Raw genomic sequence first — 19564 nt, 5'->3', positions numbered from 1 at the left:
CCCGCTCGGCATCATCGACACACGGCACATGAAGCTTGTCCGCCGCAGCGCCGCGCCAACCAATCCGCTTGGCGCTGCGGCGGACACATAGGGGGAGAGAAGTGTCACCTATGTATCCGGTTCAAAGTGTTACCCATCTATCGGCTGGACATCGTGAAGCGAGGCGGGTGGGGTCGCCTCAACTGCCTCAACGTGAGTTGAGCTGCCTCGACTTGTAAAGAAATAGCGTCGAGCGTGTCACCGCGGACCCCATCCGGCCCTTCGGGCCACCCTCCCCTCAAGGGGGAGGGATATCCGAGCTACTCGAACACGATGTTCGGCACCGCCGCTTCGGCCGCGCCGCGTTCTTCGTTGACCCGGTCCCAGACCTTCGAAGCAATGCCGCGATAGATCTTCGCCTCGGCGCTGTCTGGCTTCGACGCCACCACCGGAGCACCTTCATCAGAACTTTCGCGAATGCCCATTTCCAGCGGCACTTCGCCGAGGAAGGTCACGCCGAGTCGCTCGGCCTCGCGCCGCGCCCCGCCATGGCCAAAGATGTCGTAGCGCTTGCCGGTATCGGGGGCTATGAAATAGCTCATGTTCTCCACGATGCCGAGCAGCGGCACGTCGACCTTCTTGAACATATTCAATCCTTTGCGGGCGTCGATCAGCGCCAGGTCCTGCGGCGTCGAGACGATGACGGCGCCGGCCAGCGGCACCTGCTGGGCCATGGTCAGCTGGGCGTCGCCGGTGCCGGGCGGCATGTCGACGACGAGCACGTCGAGGCGGCCCCATTCGACCTCGCGCAGCATCTGCGTCAGCGCCGACATCACCATCGGACCGCGCCAGATCATCGGCGTCTCCTCGTCGACGAGGAAGCCCATCGACATCACCTTAAGGCCGTAATTCTCCATCGGTTTCAGGATCTTGCCGTCGACGGTCTGCGGCCGGCCATGGATGTTGAGCAGCCTGGGCATGGACGGGCCATAAATATCGGCATCGAGCACGCCGACACGCAAACCGTTGGCGGCGAGGCCAAGCGCGATGTTGACGGCGGTGGTCGACTTGCCGACGCCGCCCTTGCCGGACGCCACCGCGATGATCGCCTCGATGCCGGGCACGCCGCGCTTGCCCGAGCTTTGCGAGGCCGGGGCGTGCGGGGCTGGAGAGTGTGGAGCTGGGCGCGGCGCGGCTGGCGCAGCCGGGGGTGCCGGCCTGGGCGCGGGACGCGACGCAACCGGAGCCTCCATGCCGCCGCCCTTCTTCTCCGCCGTCAGCGCGACGACGGCGCCGGCGACACCAGGGATCGCCTTGACGACACGCTCGGCTGCGGCGCGCAGCGGCTCCATCTCCTGTGCACGGGCGGCGGGAACGGTGATCGAGAAAAACACTTTCGAATCGGCGATGAAAATCTCCGAAACCATGCCGAGGTCGACGATGTTGCCGGTGAAGTCCGGCCCGTTGACCGTCTTCAGACGCTCGGTGACGATTTCCTTGGTGACGGACATGCATTGTTCCCTAAGGCGTTTGGCTGCGGCTCAGATAGTGCAGATTGGCAGCGACTCCAAGCACCACAGTGTCCGCCTCACCTTGCCAGGCCAACCGCAAGGTAGGTGAGCGCCGAAATTGCAGCCGTGGCCGGCAAGGTGACGATCCAGGCGATGACGATGTTGCCGGCAATGCCCCAGCGCACGGCCGAGACGCGACGGGCAGCGCCGACACCGATGATGGCCCCGGTGATCGTATGGGTGGTCGACACGGGAACGCCAAGCCAGGTGGCGGCAAACAGGGTGATGGCGCCGCCGGTCTCGGCGCAGAAGCCCTGCATCGGGTTCAACCGGGTGATCTTCGAGCCCATCGTGTGGACGATGCGCCAGCCGCCGAACAAAGTGCCGAGCGCCAGTGCTGTCTGACAGGTGAGGACGACCCACAGCGGCACGTAGAACGTCCCGCCGAGCATACCTTGCGAATAGAGCAGCACGGCGATGATGCCCATGGTTTTCTGGGCGTCGTTGCCGCCGTGCCCTAGCGAATAAAGCGAGGCCGAAAAGAACTGCATGACGCGGAAAGTGCTGTCGACGGCGAACGGTGTCTGGCGCACGAACAGCCAGGAAACGGCCAGGATCAGGACCAGCGCCAGAACAAACCCTGTCGCCGGCGACACGACGATTGCGGCGACCGTCTTGCCAAGCCCGGTCCAGACGATGGCGCCGGGCCCAGCCTTTGCAACGCCGGCGCCGACGAGCCCGCCGATCAGGGCATGCGAACTGCTGGACGGGATGCCGGCAATCCAGGTGACGATGTTCCAGACGATGGCGCCGACGAGCGCCGAGAAGATCACCGCCGGCGTGACGATGCTGACGTCGACGATACCTTTTCCCACGGTTTCAGCCACGTGAAGGCCGAAGAACATGAAGGCGATGAAATTGAAGAAAGCCGCCCACAGGACCGCATATTGTGGTCTCAGCACGCGGGTGGAGACGATGGTGGCGATGGAGTTCGCCGCATCGTGCAGGCCGTTGAGAAAATCGAAAAACAGCGCGACGGCGACAAGGCCGATCAGCACGGGAAAGGCGATGGTGGCTTCCATTGCCTAAACGTTCTCGATGACGATGCCGCTGATCTCGTTGGCGACGTCCTCAAAGCGGTCGACCACCTTCTCCAGCTGGCCGTAGATCTCCGAGCCGATCAGGTAGGCCATCGGATCGCTGCGGCCATGCCGCTTGAACAGGTCCTTCAATCCCTGCTCATGCAGATCGTCGGCGCGGCTTTCGACGCGCATGACCTCTTCGGCGATGGCGTTGAGGCGTACCGTGTGCGTGCCGACCTTGCTGAGCAGCGGGATCGCTTCGGCAACCAGCCTGGAGGCGGCAACGATGACGCCGCCCATCTCCTGCATCAGCGGGTCGAATTCCTTCTTTTCGAACAGCTTCACCGTCTTGACGGTCTTGTGCATCATGTCGATGGCGTCATCCATTGACTGGATCAGGTCCTTGATGTCGCCGCGATCGAAAGGCGTGATGAAGGAACGCCGCACCGCCAGCAGGACTTCGGCCGTGATATGATCGGCCTCGTCCTCGAGATCGATGATCTTCTGGCACCAGCGATCGATGTCCTTGCCCTGCAGAAGCTGCTCCAGCGCCTCGGCGCCGCCGACCACGGTGCGGGAATGCCGTTCAAAGAGGTCGAAGAAGCGATCTTCGCGCGGCAAAAGCTTGCGGAACCAGCCCAGCATGTCCGATCTCCTCGTATTCCATCCAACCACATAGCGCCGTGTTCGGCCGGGGGAAACAGCCAGCCGGCCCAAAGATGTGGATGCATGGCCAATTGCGGGTAGAGCTTGCGGCGAAAGGCAATTTCCCCGACCTTGCGCGCAACGAACGGACGGATGGGATGATCGACAAGCTCGAATTCTTCATCGCGCTGGCCAAGGAGGAGCATTTCGGCCGGGCGGCGGAAGCGTGCGGCGTCACGCAGCCGACCTTGTCGGCCGGGATCAAGCAGCTGGAGGGCCAGCTCGGCGTCATGCTGGTCAATCGCGGTTCGCGCTTTCAGGGGCTGACGCCGGAAGGCAAGCAGGTGCTGGTGTGGGCGCGTCGCATCGTCGGCGATTCCAGGACCATGCGCGAAGAGATGCGGGCGGCGCGACATGGCCTGTCCGGGCGTATCCGTATTGCCGCCATCCCAACCGCCCTCGCCATGGTGGCGCGGCTGACGACGCCATTTCGCGAGAAGCATCCGGGCGTCACCTTCTCTATCCTGTCGCGCACCTCGATCGAGGTGTTGTCGCTGCTCGGCAATTTCGACGTCGATGCCGGCATCACCTATCTCGACAACGAGCCTCTCGGACGGGTGACCAGCGTGCCGCTCTATGACGAGCGCTACCAGCTGATCACGGCGGTCGGAAATCCCTATTCGGATCGCGACAAAGTGACATGGGCCGAAATCAGCCAGCTGCCGCTCTGCTTGTTGACGCCGGACATGCAGAACCGCCGCATCATCGACCAGCATCTGGCCGAGGCCGGCGTGCAGGTGCGGCCGACACTGGAATCCAACTCGATGATCGTGCTGTTCTCCCACATACGGACAGGCAAATGGTCGTCGATCATGCCGCTCAACCTGGCGGAAACATTCGGTTTTTCCGAGCCGATCCGGGCCATTCCGATCGTCGAACCGGATGCCAGCCACACGGTCGGGCTGGTCGCCGCGCCGCGCGAACCGCACACGCCGCTGGTGCAGGCGCTGCTGGACGAGGCGATGGCGCTGGCAGACGATTTCCGCGCCAATCGCTGAGCTAGTCATAACTGATCAATCGGCGCGATAGAAATTTTCTATCGTGCAACGAAACCGCTTTATTGATTTCAGGGGTTTTCTCTGATTTCTTAAGCACTTAGCGATTAAGCGGCGTAGGCATGTCGTTGTTCCAAAACCGCGTCATGCTTTTGGACGATATATGCATCGATCGCTACGATAGGGAGGGCGCTGCGTGACGATGCAGCCAGCAAGTACCGAGATACAGTCGCGCACGGCGGCGATCATCCAGGAGTTGAAGGGCCTCGAAGGCCCGCTGCTGCCGATCCTGCACGAGATCCAGGACGAATTTGGCCACGTGCCGCAGGACGCCGTGCCCGTCATCGCCGATGGGCTGAACCTGTCGAGGGCCGAAGTGCATGGCGTTGTGACCTTCTATCATGATTTCCGTGCCCGGCCGGCCGGCCGGCATGTGCTCAAGCTCTGCCAGGCGGAAGCCTGCCAGTCGATGGGTTCGGATGCGATCGCCGCAAAGGTCAAGCAGTTGTTGGGCATCGATTTCCATGAGACCACCCGCGACGGATCGGTTACACTTGAGCCTGTCTATTGCCTCGGGCTGTGCGCCTGTTCACCGTCGGCGATGCTGGATGGTGAGGTGATCGGGCGGCTCGATGACGAGAAGATCGAAGAGATCGTCGGGGAGGTACGCTCATGATCCCGCGCATCTACATTCCAGGTGACTCCGGCGCGCTGGCGCTCGGCGCCGAAAAGGTCGCCAAGGCTGTTCGTGCGGAACTGGCTGAACGGGGCGTCGAGGCCAAGATCGTCCGCAACGGCTCGCGCGGCGCCTATTTCCTCGAACCGATGGTCGAGGTCGCGACCGAAAAGGGCCGCGTCGCTTACGGGCCGGTCAAGCCATCGGACGTCAAGAGCCTGTTCGACAGCGGCTTTCTCACCGGCGGGCATCACAAGCGCTGGCTGGGCGCGCCCGACAAAATCCCGTTCCTGGCCAAGCAGACGCGCCTGACCTTTGCGCGTTGCGGCATCAACGACCCGCTATCGCTCGATGCCTACAAGTCACTGGGCGGGCTCAAGGGCCTGCAGAACGCGGTGGCCATGGCGCCGCTCGACATCGTCAAACAGGTCACGGAATCGGGCTTGCGCGGCCGAGGCGGCGCCGGCTTCCCGACCGGCATCAAGTGGAAGACGGTGCTCGATACGACATCTGACCGCAAATACATCGTCTGCAATGCCGACGAGGGCGACAGCGCCACCTTTGCCGACCGCATGATTATGGAGGGCGACCCCTTCGTGCTCATCGAAGGCATGACGATTGCCGGCATCGCCACCGGCGCGACCAAGGGGTTCGTCTATATCCGCTCGGAATATCCGCATGCGGTGGCTGTCATGAACAAGGCTGTCGAGGTCGCCCGCAAGGCAGGCGTGCTCGGCGTCAGCGTGCTGGGTTCGCCCAACGCCTTCGACATGGAAATCCGCGTCGGCGCCGGCGCCTATGTCTGCGGCGAGGAAACGTCGCTGCTGAACAGCCTTGAAGGCAAGCGCGGCGTGGTGCGCGCCAAGCCACCGCTGCCGGCAATCCAGGGTCTGTTCGGCAAGCCGACGGTGATCAACAACGTCATCAGCCTAGCCTCCGTGCCCATCATCATGGACAAGGGTGCTGCCTTCTACAAGGATTTCGGCATGGGCCGCTCGCGCGGCACGATCCCGATACAGATCGCCGGCAACGTCAAGTTCGGCGGCCTGTTCGAGGCGGCGTTCGGCATGACGCTGGGCGAGATCGTCGACGATATCGGCGGCGGTACGGCCACAGGTCGCCCGGTGAAGGCGGTGCAGGTCGGCGGCCCGCTCGGCGCCTATTTCCCGCGCGGCCTGTTCGACACGCCGTTCGACTACGAAGAGTTCGCGAAGCGCGACGGGCTGATCGGCCATGCCGGCATCACCGTGTTCGACGACACGGCCGACATGCTGAAGCAGGCGCGCTTTGCCATGGAGTTCTGCGCCATCGAAAGCTGCGGCAAGTGCACGCCCTGCCGCATCGGCTCGATACGCGGGGTGGAGACCATCGACCGGCTTGCCGCCGGCATCGAGCCGGAGAAGAACCTGGCACTGGTCACCGATCTCTGCAACACGATGAAGTTCGGATCGCTCTGCGCGCTGGGCGGCTTCACGCCCTATCCGGTGATGAGCTCGATCACCCATTTCCCCGAAGATTTCAAGCCCGCGCCGGCGCGCGTGGCTGCTGAATAGGAGCTGGCAGATGAATATCAAGGCCGACTTCCCGACACTCATCGAAGAACTCGATTACGGAACCCCGGAATCGAAGGCGCAAAAGCAGGTTACGCTGATCGTCGACGGCCGCAGCATCAGCGTGCCGGAGGGTACGTCGATCATGCGCGCGGCGATGGAAGGCGGGGTCGAGATCCCAAAACTCTGCGCCACGGACATGCTGGACTCGTTCGGCTCCTGCCGCGTCTGCCTGGTCGAGATCGACGGGCGCGGCGGCACGCCGGCATCCTGCACGACCCCCGTCGGCGAAGGCATGGTGGTGCGCACGCAATCCGAGCGGCTCGACGCCATCCGCCGCGGTGTCATGGAGCTTTACGTCTCCGACCACCCGACCGGCTGGAACGAGAAGGCCGGCACCGGCGCCAGCGAGTTCGACGTTGTGGCGAAATCGGTCGGCCTGACCGAGAACCGCTTCGGCATTGAGGGCCGCAACCACGTCAAGCAGGAAAACGGCGTCGCGCCCGGCCATGGCTCGCTGGCGGTCGACTACATCGCCCGCGACGAGTCCAACCCCTATTTCACCTATGATCCGGCGCAATGTATCGTCTGCTCGCGCTGCGTGCGGGCCTGCGAGGAGGTGCAGGGCACCTTCGCGCTGACGATCGAGGGCCGCGGTTTCGAATCGCGCATGGTCGCCGGCATGCACGAGGATTTCATCGCCTCCGAATGCGTGTCCTGCGGCGCCTGCGTGCAGGCCTGTCCGACCGATGCGCTGCGTGAAAAGACCGTGCTTGAGAAAGGCATGCCCGAGCGTTCCGCTGTCACCACCTGCGCCTATTGCGGCGTCGGCTGCTCGTTCAAGGCCGAAGTGAAGGACGACGAAGTCATTCGCATGATGCCCTACAAGGACGGCAAGGCGAACCACGGCCACTCCTGCGTGAAGGGCCGTTTCGCCTATGGCTATGCCACCCACAAGGACCGCATCCTGTCGCCTATGATCCGGGAAAAGGTCAGCGATCCCTGGCGCGAGGTGAGTTGGGAAGAGGCCATCGCCCATACGGCCAAGGAATTCCGCCGTATCCAGTATCAATACGGCCGCACCTCGATCGGCGGTATCACGTCCTCGCGCTGCACGAATGAAGAGACCTATCTCGTCCAGAAGCTGGTGCGCCAAGGCTTCCGCAACAACAATGTCGACACTTGCGCGCGCGTCTGCCACTCGCCGACCGGCTACGGCCTCGGCCAGACCTATGGCACCTCGGCCGGCACGCAGGATTTCGATTCCGTCGATTTCACCGATGTCGCCGTCATCATCGGCGCCAATCCGGCTTCCGCGCACCCGGTGTTCGCCTCGCGGCTGAAAAAGCGGCTGCGCCAGGGCGCCAAGCTGATCGTGCTCGATCCGCGCCGCACCGAAATGGTCAAGTCGGCGCATATCGAGGCCGACTATCACCTGCCGCTGAAGCCCGGCACCAACGTGGCGGTGCTGACGGCGCTGGCGCATGTCATCGTTACCGAAGGGCTTTTCGACGAAGCCTTCATCCGCGATCGCTGCGACTGGGCGGAGTTCCAGGATTGGGCTTCTTTCGTCGCCTTGCCGGAAAACAGCCCCGAAATCGTGGGCAAGCTGTCCGGCGTCGATCCCGAACTGATCCGAGGTGCTGCACGGCTCTATGCCAAGGGCGGCAATGGCGCGATTTATTACGGCCTCGGCGTGACCGAACACAGCCAGGGTTCGACCACGGTTATGGCTATCGCCAACCTTGCCATGGCGACCGGCAATATCGGCCGTCCCGGCGTCGGCGTGAACCCGCTGCGCGGCCAGAACAACGTGCAGGGTTCCTGCGACATGGGCTCATTCCCGCACGAACTGCCAGGCTACCGCCACATCTCGGGCGAGGCGGTGCGTGACATCTATGAGAGCCTTTGGGGGGTGAAGCTCGACGACGAACCCGGCCTGCGCATCCCCAACATGCTGGATGCCGCCGTCGACGGCTCGTTCAAGGGCATCTACATCCAGGGCGAGGACATTCTGCAGTCGGACCCTGATACCAAGCATGTCGCGGCCGGCCTGGCGGCGATGGAATGCGTGGTCGTGCACGACCTGTTCCTCAACGAGACCGCCAACTACGCGCATGTCTTCCTGCCGGGCTCGACCTTCCTGGAGAAGGACGGCACTTTCACCAATGCCGAGCGCCGCATCAACATGGTGCGCAAGGTTCTGGAGCCGAAGGCGCGCTACGCCGACTGGGAAGCGACACAGGAGCTTGCCCGTGCGATCGGGCTGGACTGGAACTATCAGCATCCCTCCGAGATCATGGACGAGGTTGCAAAAACGACGCCGAGCTTCGCCGGCGTGTCCTTCGAGCTGCTCGACCGTGTCGGATCCGTGCAATGGCCCTGCAACGAGAAGGCGCCGCTCGGCACACCGATCATGCATATGGATGGCTTCGTGCGTGGCAAGGGCAAGTTCATCCGCACTGAATATGTCGCGACCGACGAGCGGACCGGGCCGCGTTTCCCGTTGCTGCTGACCACCGGCCGCATTCTCAGCCAGTACAATGTCGGTGCACAGACAAGGCGCACCGAAAACGTCATGTGGCACTCGGAAGATCGGTTGGAGATCCATCCGCACGACGCCGAGAACCGCGGCCTGCGCGATGGCGACTGGGTGCGGCTGACCAGCCGTTCGGGCGAGACGACGCTGCGTGCGCTGATCACCGACCGGGTGTCGCCAGGTGTGGTCTACACAACGTTCCACCATCCCGACACGCAGGCCAACGTCATCACCACCGACTTCTCCGACTGGGCGACCAACTGCCCGGAGTACAAGGTGACCGCGGTGCAGGTCGGCGCCTCCAACGGGCCTTCGGACTGGCAGCGCGACTATAACGAGCAGGCCGAGCAGAGCCGCCGCATCGCAAAGCTGGAAGCGGCGGAGTAGTCTTGCCACGGCGTTCGACAATGAGAGCTTCAATCTTGACGGTCGGTCGACCCCCACTCCGTCAGGAAGGAGAGCTTAAGCCGCATGGCGCCTTTCCTCTCCCTCCGGAGGGGGGAGAGGTGGCGCCGCGAAGCGGCGACGGAGTGGGGGAAGCCGGCCCCGCAACACGCAGCCGTCGAAAGTCGCGCACAACCCAAAGAGCAGGCAAACCGGCCTATCTGGCGAGCAGTCGACCCCCACTCCGTCAAGCTTCGCCTGACACCTCTCCCCCAATCGACGGGAGAGAGGAAAGGCGCGAGCCTCCACAGCTGCTGCTAAGGACGAACAGGGCAGAGGGGCGCGCCTCGTGACCCGAAAACGCCAAGCCACCACCCAAATCTCTCGCCTTGCCCACCGCGCCAGCGGCACTGCGGTGGCCAACCGCATGGTGCCGGAGGAGACGCCGGTGGCGTTCTCCTTTGCCGGCACCACCCATGCGGTGATGATGGCGAGCCCGGCCGACTTCGAGGATTTCGCGCTCGGCTTCTCGCTGACCGAAGGCATCATAGCCTTGCCTGACGAAATCGATGCGATCGAGGTCGAGGACCATGGCGCCGGCATCGATATCCAGATCCGGCTGAAGGACCAGGCCAATACGCGCTTCGAGGCGCGGCGGCGGCGGCTCGCCGGCCCGGTCGGCTGCGGGCTGTGCGGCATCGAATCCATCGAGGAAGCGATGCGCTCGGTCGATAAGGTTAGTGCGTCCAAGCTTACGCTTGAAGCCGACGACATCACCCGTTCGGTAAAGCTTTTATCCAAGGTGCAGCCTCTGCATTCAGAAACCGGCGCCGTGCATGCAGCGGGCTTCTACATTCCCGGCAAAGGCATCGTCATGGCGCGCGAGGATGTCGGCCGGCACAATGCGCTGGACAAACTGGCCGGCGCGCTGGCCAAGGCCGGCATTGACGGTGCATCGGGCGCGGTGGTGGTGACATCACGCGTCTCGGTGGAGATGGTGCAGAAAACGGCGGCGATCGGCTCCGCCTTCATCATCGCCGTGTCGGCGCCGACAGCCCTTGCCATCCGCACCGCCGAAGAGGCCGGCATGACGCTGGTGGCGCTGGTGCGCGGCGACGATTTCGATGTTTTCACCCACCCTAAACGGGTGGTCTTGGGAGTTGCCCAGCATGTCGCATGACGAAGAACACATCACGAGCACCGGGGAAAAGCTGGTGCGCATGGCCAACCAGATCGCCGCCTTCTTCCATTCAAGGCCCCGCGAGGAAGGTGTGGCGGGCGTGGCCGAGCACATCAACAAGTTCTGGGAGCCCAGGATGCGCCGGCAGTTCTTCGAGATGCTGGACAGCGGCGGCGAAGGTTTTGACGAACTCGTCGTCGTGGCCTCGGCCAGGATCAAGCGGCCGAAGACCGAGGAGCAGGCCGATGTGAGCATCGGCTACGTCCAACCCACGGGTGCAGAGAGCGCCGCTCCCCAGAAATAGCCTCCCCCAGAAATGGCGGGCGAACACGGTTCGCCGCGGGCTATATTCCTGTCTTCTAAAGTTTGGCTGCCGCATCCGCCAGGCGTCTGCTATGGTCGGCGATCAGAAATCGTCTGGCCGGGCGGGATAGCAACGTGAGGCCGATCGAGACGCGATATGCCCTCAGCGGCGACGTGCGGATCGCCTATCAGGTGGTCGGCCAGGGATCGTTCGACCTGGTTTTCGTGCCCGGCTTCATCTCCAATCTCGACCTGCATTGGGAAGACGAGGGCTACGCCAGGCTCTTGAAACGGCTCTCGGCGTTCTCGCGGCTGATCCTGTTCGACAAGCGCGGCACCGGCCTGTCCGACCGCGTCGACCCACGCCACCTGCCCAGCCTTGAAACCCGCATGGACGATGTGCGCGCGGTGATGGATGCCACCGGCAGCGGCCGCGCGGCCTTGCTCGGCGCTTCGGAAGGCGCGCCGATGGCAATGTTGTTTGCCGCCACCTATCCGGAACGGACACGAGCGCTGGCGCTCTATGGCGGTTATGCGCATTTCCACAAATGGGTGATGTCGCCGGAGCGCCTCGAGGCCTTCATCGCGACGGCCGGCACGGAATGGGGCACGGGCGCCACACTGCCCAACTTCGCTCCCGGCCGGGTAGATGATGCGCATTTCACCCAGTGGTGGGGCCGCTTCGAGCGGCTGTCGGCCAGTCCGACGGCAGCGGCAGCCCTTGCCCGGATGAATGCCGGAATCGATGTGCGCGGCGTGCTTTCGGCGATCGGCGCACCGACACTGCTCATTCATCGCCGCAACGACGCGCGGGTCGACCCGGACGCCAGCCGCTTCCTGGCGAAAGAGATCGCCAATGCGCGATTGGTCGAGGTCCCCGGGCGCGACCACCCGATCTGGACCGGCGATGTCGACCGGGTGGCCGACCTGATCGAGGAATTCCTGACCGGCGAGCGTGCCGTGGCCGAAGCGGAGCGCGTGCTTGCCGCTCTTCTGGCGACACGCATCTACGACACGGCGCGGGTTGGCGACCGCATGTGGAGCGAACGTAGCGAGCGCTTCCAGGAGAGCTGGCAGCAGCTGGTCGGCCGTCATGGCGGACGCGTCGCCGGCATCCATGGCGAATTGATGATCTCGCGCTTCGACGGGCCGGCGCGGGCCATACGCTGCGCGGCGGCACTGCGCGATGCGGCGCAACATATGGGCATTGCAAGCGCCCAGGGCGCCCATGTCGGAGAGGTCGAAATGCGCGGGCCGCCGGTGGGGCTGATGGCACGGGTGACGATGCAGATCGCCGCCCATGCCGGGCGCGGCGATATTCTGGCGTCGCGGCTGGCCGCCGATCTGGCGGCGGGGTCCGGCCTGCATTTCATCGATGCCGGGCGTGTCACGGTGGATGAGCTGGACGAGCCGCTGGCGCTGGTCCAGGCAACGTCGGAACAGCACCTGGAGCCGGCCTGCCGCCCCAAGGCGAAACCCGCCGAGCCGGCTCAACTGACGGCGCGCGAAAGCGAGGTGGTGATCCTGATCGCCGACGGCAAGAGCAATGCCGCGATCGCCGCCGAGCTGAGGCTCAGCGAGCATACGGTCAAGCGTCATGTCGCCAACATATTGCTGAAGCTCGATTTGCCGTCACGGGCGGCGGCAGCGGCATTTTCCGCCAGGCAGGCTGGCCCGGACGGGCCATAGGGACCATGGCGCTTTCGGGCGAAGCGGCCAGGTGGGGTCGAGGCGTACCAATTCTCTCCATGCAGGCCAGGCGGATGTCGCCGGGAAAGGCACTGCGGATGGAGGATGCAATGCTGAAGTCAAACAGGTCGATCAAATCGCTGGTGATAGCGGCAGGCGTTGGCGCGCTGTTCACGATCGCTCCCGCCAGAGCCGAGGATGCCTCGGCGGCCGCCGCCTACAAGGACATCGAGGCGACGCTCGGCTCAGTGCCGGACATGTTCAAGACGCTGCCCGATGTCGCGGTTGCCGGCGCCTGGGCCGAGATCAAGGGTGTGCAGCTCAACCCCAAGACCGCGCTCGACGGCAAGACCAAGGAACTGCTGGGGCTGGCCGTCGCCTCGCAGATCCCCTGCCAGTACTGCATCTATTTCCACACCGAGGCCGCCAAGCTCAATGGCGCGACCGATGAGGAGATCAAGGAAGCGATCGCGATGGCGGCCATCGTGCGCCACTGGTCGACGATGCTCAACGGCAGCCAGGTCGACTTCGCGACCTTCAAACAACAGACCGACGGCGTGTTCGCAGCCGTCAAAGCCAAGTCGCAGTGAAAGACAAACGCCCGGCGGTGCGCGCCGGGCAGTGCTTGATCATCAACCGCCCGATCGACGGGCCATGGAGGAAGAAATGCTGACAAAGACGCAAAGCGTGGACGGCGCGGCGATCAAGAAAGCGATCGAAGGACGGGACGGCAGGATGCTGGCGAGCTTCTATGCCGACGACGCGCTGGTGCGGGTGATCGACCGCAACAATCCGCCGAGCAAGCCGCGCGAGATCCGCGGCCGGGCGGCGATCAGCACGTTCTGGGACGACATCTGCAGCCGGGCGATGACCCACAAGGTCGACACCACCATCGCCGATGGCGACAATCTCGCCTTCACCCAGGCCTGCGCCTATCCGGACGGAACGAAAGTGTTCTGCGCGGCGATGCTGGAGCTGAAGAATGGGCGGATTGCGCGACAGACCGTCGTGCAAGCCTGGGACGAGTAGGTCACCGCGAAAGATCAACCGCGGTTTGGGGCCGCATAACTGGAGGAGACAAAAATGTTCAGCGCCAGATGGCAGATCGACGCCAAGTTCGGACACAAGCAGACCGTGCTCGAACTGCTCAAGAAATGGGAACGCGAGATCGGCTCTCAGGTCGGCATCGCCGACCTCAAATTCCAGATCATGACCGGTTCGATCGGCGCCCGGGAAGCGACGGTCGAATCGCATCATCAGGTCGAAAGCCTTGCCCAGTTGGAGGGATTCTTCGCCAAGATCGGCAAGATCGACGCGCACGCAAAATGGGGCAAGGAGATGGAGCCCTACGTCGTGTCGGGCACCAGCCTTTGGAACATCTATCGCATCGTGGAGTAGCCGTGGCAGGTGCAGCAGTTTTCGGCCATCAGTTGCGGCGGCCGAAACTCGTCCGCTGCCCGGGAAACCGCCCTTCCCTGGCCAATCCGGCAGCCGCGACACGTGCCGGCTGATTGGGCAATGTGGCCTGCTTGGCCAGGGCCGCCGCTATCAAGGCGTCGGCCTGGCGCGCGCGCTGGTCCGCGCCGGCATCTCCGGCAGGGTTGCCCGCCACGGCGGAGCTCGACATCCGCCGGCGGGGTTTGAAAGCAAGATAGAGAAGCAACGCGCCGAGCAGTCCAGCCCCAATGACGATCGTCAAACGCGTGCCGGTCATGCCGGTGTGTTCGATCTGGGTGGGGTTGGCGGGGTTCTGGACGACGGTGAGCTTGTCGCCGACCTGCGGTTCGCGGGCACCGTTCTTGTTCAGCTCCATCGTGGCCTCGACGGCGTCGGCGCCGGTGCCGACGCGCAAGGTGCCGGTGAATTTCTGGGTCACCTTCCACTCTTTGTCAGCATGGACCGTCTTGAACGCATCCACCAGTTCGCACGGGATCGTGGCGGTGCTGACGGTCTTGTAGACAATCTTGTGGGCGGTCGATTCCATGTCGCATTCGACATTGACCGCGAGGATTTCAGCAGGCGCCTCGGGCCAGCCGCTCTTCTTGATCATGTCCTTGCCGCCGAACACAGCGATCAGCAGACAGAAGCCGCCAATGAGTACCAGCTTGATCTTGGTCGTGTTCATGCGCAAACCCCTCGCCGCGCGGTTTCCCGGCAAGAGGCTGCTCGTTCAGGTTGAATATTCAGTAAATCGTGAACTCCCGCCGTACCGCAAAGGTTACTCACGCTTAATATACAGAAAACGCGGTGGCGAATATTTTAGAGATAGTGGCGGCCTCTACCCATGCGCCACCATCACATGACGAACGGCGGTATAATCCTCCAGCGCATAGAGAGACATGTCCTTGCCGTAGCCGGACTGCTTCAGCCCGCCATGCGGCATCTCGTTGGTCAGCATGAAATGGGTGTTGATCCAGGTGCAGCCATATTGCAGACGGGCGGCCGTCGCCATGGCGCGCGAGACGTTCTTGGTCCACACCGAGGATGCCAGGCCGTAGTCGCTGTCATTGGCCCAGTTCACGGCTTCATCGACTTCGGAGAAGCGGGTGATGGAGACGACCGGACCGAACACTTCGCGGCGCACGATCTCGTCTTCCTGCAGCGCGCCGGCAACCACCGTCGGCTGGTAATAGAAGCCGGAGCCTTCGCCGGGCTTGCCGCCGGTGGTGATCTCGACGTGCTTCAGTTCCGAAGCGCGCTCGACGAAGCTCGAGACGCGATCGCGCTGGCGGCGCGAGATCAGCGGCCCGATCTCGTTTTTGGTGTCATCGGGCTGGTTGTATTTGATGGTCGAGACGGCAGATGAGAGATCGGCGACGAGCTTGTCGTAGATCTTCTTGCCGGCATAGATGCGGCAGGCGGCTGTACAATCCTGCCCGGCATTGTAGTAGCCGAAAGCGCGCAGGCCGTTTACCACGGCGCCGAGGTCGGCGTCGTCGAAAACGATGACCGGCGCCTTGCCGCCGAGTTCCAGATGCGTGCGCTTGACCGACTTGGCGGCGGCCTGCAGCACCTTCTTGCCTGTGGCGACGTCGCCGGTGATCGAAATCATGTTGACCTTGGCGTGATTGATCAGCGTGTTGCCGACGCTGTCGCCGCGGCCGAGCACGACATTGACGACGCCCTCGGGCAGAACCTCGGCCAGGATCCTGGCCAGCTTCAGCGCCGTCAGCGGCGTCTGCTCCGACGGCTTGAAGACGACGGTGTTGCCGCCGGCAATGGCCGGCGCCAGCTTCCAGGCCATCATCATCAGTGGATAGTTCCACGGCGCGATGGAAGCGACGATGCCGATCGGGTCGCGCCGCACCATCGAGGTGTGGCCGGGCAGATATTCGCCGGCGACCACGCCCGGCATCGAACGTACCGCGCCGGCAAAGAAGCGATAGCAGTCGACGATCGCCGGGATTTCGTCATTGAGCACGGCGTTGATCGGCTTGCCGCAATTCAGCGCCTCGAGCGCCGCGAACTCCCGCGCGTTGGCCTCGATGCGGTCGGCGATCTTGAGGAGATAGCCGGAGCGCTGCGCCGGCGTTGTGCGTGACCACAAGACGAACGCTCGCCCGGCGGCAGTAACAGCCGCCTCGATCTGCGCCTGGCTGGCTTCAGGCAGGTTGAGAATGGTCGCCCCGGTCTTTGGATTCAGAATCGGCTCCTCGGTGTCGGTGCCGTTCTCGAACTTCGAGCCGATCAGCATCTGGGTGTCCATGCGGGTTCTCCTTGGTCAGGAGCGAGTAGCGAATAGCGAGTAGCGAATAGGGCTGGTCGTGCAATCTCCCTATTCGCTATTCGCTACTCCCTATTCGCTGTTCTTCATTTGCCCGAACCGGCGATCTGGTCGCCGTCGCGGGTCAGGTAATAGGCGGCAAGGATGGGCAGCAGCGTCACCAGCACCACGACCATGGCGACGACATTGGTGACCGGACGCTGGCGTGGGCGGATCAGCTCTTCCAGCATCCAGATCGGCACGGTCTGCTGCTGGCCGGCGGTGAAGGTGGTGACGATGACCTCGTCGAAGGAGAGCGCGAAGGCGAGCATCCCCCCGGCAAGCAGAGCGGTGGCGATGTTGGGCAGCACGACGTGCCGGAAGGTCTGGAAGCCGTCGGCGCCGAGATCCATCGAGGCCTCGATCATTGAGCCGGAAGTGCGGCGGAAACGGGCGACCGCATTGTTGTAGACGACGACAACGCAGAAGGTGGCGTGGCCGAGCACGATCGTCCAGAACGAGAACGGGATGTCGGCTAGCGAGAAGGCCGAGCGCAACGCGATGCCGGTGATGATGCCGGGCAGCGCGATCGGCAGGATGACGAGCAGCGAGATCGTCTCGCGGCCGAAGAATTTCGTCCGTGACACGGCGGCGGCGCACAGCGTGCCCAGTATCAAGGCAATCGCGGTCGAGATGGCGGCGACACGGACCGAAAGCGACAGCGCCTGCCAGACATCCGGCCGGTTCCAGGTGACGGCGAACCATTGTGTGGTCAGCCCCGGCGGCGGCCAGACGAAGCTCTTCTCTTCCGTGGTGAAGGCGTAGACGAAGATCAACAAGATCGGCAGATGCAGGAACAGCAGGCCGCAGGCGGCAGCGATCTTGAGGCCGAGCGGAGCGGATTGCGAACCGTCAGAGCGCATCGAAGGCCCCCATGCGCTTGGCGCCCCAGAGATAGAAACCCATGATGACGATGGGCACGACGGTGAAGGCGGCGGCGAGCGGGATGTTGCCGGCGGTGCCCTGCTGCGAATAGACGGCCTGGCCGATAAACAGCCGCGACGTGCCGATGATCTGCGGGATGATGTAGTCGCCCAGCGTCAGCGAGAAGGTGAAGATCGAGCCGGCGACGATGCCGGGCAGCGCCAGCGGGAACAGCACGTTGCGGAAGGTCTGGCCCGGCGATGCGCCGAGATCGGAGGACGCCTCGACCAGATTGCCGGGCACGCGCTCCAATGCCGCCTGCACCGGCAGGATCATGAACGGCAGCCAGACATAGACGAAGGCGATGAAGGTGCCGGTGGCGGAGACCGACAGCGAGTTGCCGCCGACAACCGGCAGCGACAGCCAGCCGTCGAGCGCCCAGAGCAGATGCAATTTGGCCAGCAGCCAGGTCAGAATGCCTTCCTTGGCGAGGATCAACTTCCAGGCGTAGATTTTCACCAGATAACTCGACCACAGCGGCAGCATGATTCCGAGATAAAACAGCGCCTTCCAGCGGCCCCGGGCATAGCGCGCCGCATAATAGGCGATCGGGAAGGCGATGGCGGCGGAGGCCAGCGTGACCAGCACCGCCATCGTCACCGTGCGCAGGATGATGTCGAGATTGGCGGGCTGGAACAGGTCGCCATAGGTCTTCAGCGTGAACTCATGGTTGATGAGGCCGGAAAATTCGTCGATCGAGAAGAAACTCTGTGCCAAGAGCGCGAACAGCGAACCGATATAGACGACGCCGAGCCACAGCACCGGCGGCGCCAACATGAGGAACAGCAGCAGTTGCGGCTTGCGCCAGAACAGGTCGGACAGCGCACCGCGCACGCCGCCGCTGCCGGGCAGGATGGCGGGGGCGGAGGTTGAGTTGAGCGCGGCGATGGTCATGGGGAGACCGCGTGCTGAAGGAACCCTGAGAAGCCGGGTTCTTTCACACCCCCCTCTGTCCTGCCGGACATCTCCCCCTCAAGGGGGGAGATCAGCAGTTTCGCTGCCTCGCCAAATCCCCAACGTTGAAGATTGGCGAAACCGGGAGGAACAGCCAATCTCCCCGCTTGAGGGGGAGATGTCCGGCAGGACAGAGGGGGGTGCTTGGCGCAAACCTCAATCATGCCGGCTCGTCCATCAAATGCAAATGCTCGCGGTTGAACGTCAGCACCACCGCTTCGCCTTCCGCCGGCAGCTTTGTCCCGGCCGGCACGATGGCGTGCAGCCTCAAGCCGTCGGCGTCGAGCGCCAGCCTGGTCGTGGCGCCGAGATAGTTGGTTCCGACCAGGCGCGCGGCAACCCCTTCGCCTTTCGCAATGCTGCCGATGCGGATCGATTCGGGGCGCAGGCTGCCCCAGCGGTCCTGGCCGGAATAACGCTGGACGAAATCCGGCGGCAACACATTGGAGGAGCCGACGAAATCGGCGACGAAGCGTGTCCTGGGCCGCTGGTAGATGTCTTCCGGCGTGCCGATCTGCATGATCTTGCCGTCATTGAAGACGGCAACGCGGTCGGCCATCGACAGCGCTTCGCCCTGATCATGGGTGACGAAGACGAAGGTGATGCCGAGCGCCTTCTGCAGCGACTTCAGCTCTTCCTGCATGTTCTCGCGCAGCTTGAGGTCGAGCGCGCCGAGCGGCTCGTCGAGCAAAAGCACCTTGGGCTGGTTGACCAGCGCACGGGCCAGCGCGACGCGCTGGCGTTGGCCGCCGGAGAGCTGGCCGGGACGGCGGGCGCCATAGCCGGGAAGCCGCACCAGTGACAATGCCTCTTCCGCCGCCTTCTGCCGCTGCGGCTTGGCGATGCCCTTGACCATCAGCCCGTAGGCGACATTGTCCAGCACGTTCAAATGCGGGAACAGCGCGTAGTCCTGGAACACCGTGTTGACGTTGCGGCGATAGGGCGGCACGCCCTCGGCGCGGTCGCCGAAGATCGAGATCGAGCCCGATGTCGGCTGCTCGAAGCCGGCGATGAGGCGCAGGCAGGTCGTCTTGCCTGACCCCGACGGACCGAGCATGGCGAAGAACTCGCCGGGCACGATGTCGAGATCGACCGCATCGACGGCGCGCACGCTGCCGAAATGGCGAGAGACTTTCTGGAAGGAAACGGCCGATGTCATGGGCTGTCCGTCTGTTGCCGGTTTGTGGTTCGTCGAAATAGCTCTTGCCGCCACCAATCAGGCCAGCGGGCACGGCACTTCACCTCCCCCTCGATGGGGGAGGTCGCGGCGAAGCCGCGGGTGGGGGTGACTAGCACCGGACGTCAGCGCTGCCCCCACCCCGACGCTGCG

General features: G+C 63.8%; 18 protein-coding genes. 10 read left to right on the top strand and 8 right to left on the bottom strand.

Features of this window, described 5'->3' with window-relative positions:
* Positions 1-299: 299 nt before the first annotated feature.
* The 3 genes from NKI96_RS30685 to NKI96_RS30675 form a co-directional block, all read right to left on the bottom strand.
* The gene (locus NKI96_RS30685; RefSeq protein WP_023688788.1) at positions 300-1490 is read right to left on the bottom strand and encodes an Mrp/NBP35 family ATP-binding protein; all 1191 of its coding nucleotides are present in this window, start codon (positions 1488-1490) and stop codon (positions 300-302) included.
* A gap of 77 nt (positions 1491-1567) precedes the next feature.
* Entirely contained in the window at positions 1568-2572 is a 1005-nt protein-coding gene (locus NKI96_RS30680; protein ID WP_023688789.1) for an inorganic phosphate transporter, read from the bottom strand.
* Positions 2573-2575: 3 nt separating this feature from the next.
* Positions 2576-3217, bottom strand: coding sequence for a DUF47 domain-containing protein (locus NKI96_RS30675; RefSeq protein ID WP_023673429.1), 642 nt, complete (start codon positions 3215-3217; stop codon positions 2576-2578).
* Between the two features lie 158 nt (positions 3218-3375).
* On the opposite strand from NKI96_RS30675, the gene NKI96_RS30670 reads away from it, so the two are divergent.
* From NKI96_RS30670 to NKI96_RS30625, 10 genes are all read left to right on the top strand, one after another.
* A complete protein-coding gene (locus NKI96_RS30670; RefSeq protein ID WP_023688790.1) occupies positions 3376-4275 on the top strand; it encodes a LysR family transcriptional regulator in 900 nt (299 codons plus the stop codon).
* 193 nt (positions 4276-4468) lie between these two features.
* The gene (locus NKI96_RS30665; RefSeq protein WP_023736169.1) at positions 4469-4948 is read left to right on the top strand and encodes a formate dehydrogenase subunit gamma; all 480 of its coding nucleotides are present in this window, start codon (positions 4469-4471) and stop codon (positions 4946-4948) included.
* Positions 4945-6501, top strand: coding sequence for a formate dehydrogenase beta subunit (locus tag NKI96_RS30660; protein WP_023673426.1), 1557 nt, complete (start codon positions 4945-4947; stop codon positions 6499-6501). The genes NKI96_RS30665 and NKI96_RS30660 overlap by 4 nt, the downstream gene beginning before the upstream one ends.
* Positions 6502-6511: 10 nt before the next feature.
* Positions 6512-9424, top strand: a complete 2913-nt coding sequence (fdhF, locus tag NKI96_RS30655; RefSeq protein ID WP_352807597.1) for a formate dehydrogenase subunit alpha — start codon at positions 6512-6514, stop codon at positions 9422-9424.
* Between the two features lie 346 nt (positions 9425-9770).
* Positions 9771-10601 (top strand): formate dehydrogenase accessory sulfurtransferase FdhD, encoded by an 831-nt coding sequence (gene fdhD, locus NKI96_RS30650; RefSeq protein WP_352807595.1) that lies wholly within the window; start codon positions 9771-9773, stop codon positions 10599-10601.
* A complete protein-coding gene (locus NKI96_RS30645) occupies positions 10591-10905 on the top strand; it encodes a formate dehydrogenase subunit delta (protein WP_023688796.1) in 315 nt (104 codons plus the stop codon). Before fdhD ends, NKI96_RS30645 begins: the two co-directional genes overlap by 11 nt.
* A 134-nt stretch (positions 10906-11039) precedes the next feature.
* A complete protein-coding gene (locus NKI96_RS30640; RefSeq protein WP_023732485.1) occupies positions 11040-12593 on the top strand; it encodes an alpha/beta fold hydrolase in 1554 nt (517 codons plus the stop codon).
* A gap of 110 nt (positions 12594-12703) precedes the next feature.
* Positions 12704-13183 (top strand): carboxymuconolactone decarboxylase family protein, encoded by a 480-nt coding sequence (locus NKI96_RS30635; RefSeq protein ID WP_023688798.1) that lies wholly within the window; start codon positions 12704-12706, stop codon positions 13181-13183.
* A gap of 76 nt (positions 13184-13259) precedes the next feature.
* On the top strand, positions 13260-13622 hold the full coding sequence (locus NKI96_RS30630) for a nuclear transport factor 2 family protein (RefSeq protein WP_023688799.1): 363 nt from the start codon (positions 13260-13262) through the stop codon (positions 13620-13622).
* A 54-nt stretch (positions 13623-13676) separates the two neighbouring features.
* On the top strand, positions 13677-13991 hold the full coding sequence (locus NKI96_RS30625; protein ID WP_023732486.1) for a hypothetical protein: 315 nt from the start codon (positions 13677-13679) through the stop codon (positions 13989-13991).
* Between the two features lie 28 nt (positions 13992-14019).
* Here NKI96_RS30625 and NKI96_RS30620 read toward each other — a convergent pair whose 3' ends face one another.
* The 5 genes from NKI96_RS30620 to NKI96_RS30600 form a co-directional block, all read right to left on the bottom strand.
* On the bottom strand, positions 14020-14718 hold the full coding sequence (locus NKI96_RS30620) for a DUF3592 domain-containing protein (protein WP_023732487.1): 699 nt from the start codon (positions 14716-14718) through the stop codon (positions 14020-14022).
* Positions 14719-14871: 153 nt separating this feature from the next.
* Positions 14872-16299, bottom strand: coding sequence for a gamma-aminobutyraldehyde dehydrogenase (locus NKI96_RS30615; RefSeq protein ID WP_023685098.1), 1428 nt, complete (start codon positions 16297-16299; stop codon positions 14872-14874).
* Positions 16300-16403: 104 nt separating this feature from the next.
* Entirely contained in the window at positions 16404-17219 is an 816-nt protein-coding gene (locus NKI96_RS30610; RefSeq protein ID WP_023673416.1) for an ABC transporter permease, read from the bottom strand.
* Positions 17209-18174 carry an ABC transporter permease gene (locus tag NKI96_RS30605; protein WP_023698925.1) on the bottom strand — a complete coding sequence of 322 codons (966 nt, stop codon included), beginning with the start codon at positions 18172-18174 and terminating at the stop codon, positions 17209-17211. The genes NKI96_RS30610 and NKI96_RS30605 overlap by 11 nt, the downstream gene beginning before the upstream one ends.
* 220 nt (positions 18175-18394) lie before the next feature.
* Positions 18395-19393 (bottom strand): ABC transporter ATP-binding protein, encoded by a 999-nt coding sequence (locus tag NKI96_RS30600; RefSeq protein WP_023692631.1) that lies wholly within the window; start codon positions 19391-19393, stop codon positions 18395-18397.
* Between the last annotated feature and the right edge of the window lie 171 nt (positions 19394-19564).

This window comes from Mesorhizobium sp. M0292 (assembly GCF_040321695.1).
In the GTDB taxonomy this organism is placed as follows: Bacteria; Pseudomonadota; Alphaproteobacteria; order Rhizobiales; family Rhizobiaceae; genus Mesorhizobium.
This window is presented reverse-complemented; position numbering and strand designations above follow the sequence as displayed.

Excerpts from the sequence above, each read along its gene's own strand:
- NKI96_RS30685 (WP_023688788.1), bottom strand. The coding sequence starts at position 1,490 with ATGTCCGTCACCAAGGAAATCGTCACCGAGCGTCTGAAGACGGTCAAC.
- NKI96_RS30680 (WP_023688789.1), bottom strand. The coding sequence starts at position 2,572 with ATGGAAGCCACCATCGCCTTTCCCGTGCTGATCGGCCTTGTCGCCGTC.
- NKI96_RS30675 (WP_023673429.1), bottom strand. The coding sequence starts at position 3,217 with ATGCTGGGCTGGTTCCGCAAGCTTTTGCCGCGCGAAGATCGCTTCTTC.
- NKI96_RS30670 (WP_023688790.1), top strand. The coding sequence starts at position 3,376 with ATGATCGACAAGCTCGAATTCTTCATCGCGCTGGCCAAGGAGGAGCAT.
- NKI96_RS30660 (WP_023673426.1), top strand. The coding sequence starts at position 4,945 with ATGATCCCGCGCATCTACATTCCAGGTGACTCCGGCGCGCTGGCGCTC.
- fdhF (WP_352807597.1), top strand. The coding sequence starts at position 6,512 with ATGAATATCAAGGCCGACTTCCCGACACTCATCGAAGAACTCGATTAC.
- NKI96_RS30645 (WP_023688796.1), top strand. The coding sequence starts at position 10,591 with ATGTCGCATGACGAAGAACACATCACGAGCACCGGGGAAAAGCTGGTG.
- NKI96_RS30635 (WP_023688798.1), top strand. The coding sequence starts at position 12,704 with ATGCTGAAGTCAAACAGGTCGATCAAATCGCTGGTGATAGCGGCAGGC.
- NKI96_RS30630 (WP_023688799.1), top strand. The coding sequence starts at position 13,260 with ATGCTGACAAAGACGCAAAGCGTGGACGGCGCGGCGATCAAGAAAGCG.
- NKI96_RS30625 (WP_023732486.1), top strand. The coding sequence starts at position 13,677 with ATGTTCAGCGCCAGATGGCAGATCGACGCCAAGTTCGGACACAAGCAG.
- NKI96_RS30620 (WP_023732487.1), bottom strand. The coding sequence starts at position 14,718 with ATGAACACGACCAAGATCAAGCTGGTACTCATTGGCGGCTTCTGTCTG.
- NKI96_RS30615 (WP_023685098.1), bottom strand. The coding sequence starts at position 16,299 with ATGGACACCCAGATGCTGATCGGCTCGAAGTTCGAGAACGGCACCGAC.
- NKI96_RS30610 (WP_023673416.1), bottom strand. The coding sequence starts at position 17,219 with ATGCGCTCTGACGGTTCGCAATCCGCTCCGCTCGGCCTCAAGATCGCT.
- NKI96_RS30605 (WP_023698925.1), bottom strand. The coding sequence starts at position 18,174 with ATGACCATCGCCGCGCTCAACTCAACCTCCGCCCCCGCCATCCTGCCC.
- NKI96_RS30600 (WP_023692631.1), bottom strand. The coding sequence starts at position 19,393 with ATGACATCGGCCGTTTCCTTCCAGAAAGTCTCTCGCCATTTCGGCAGC.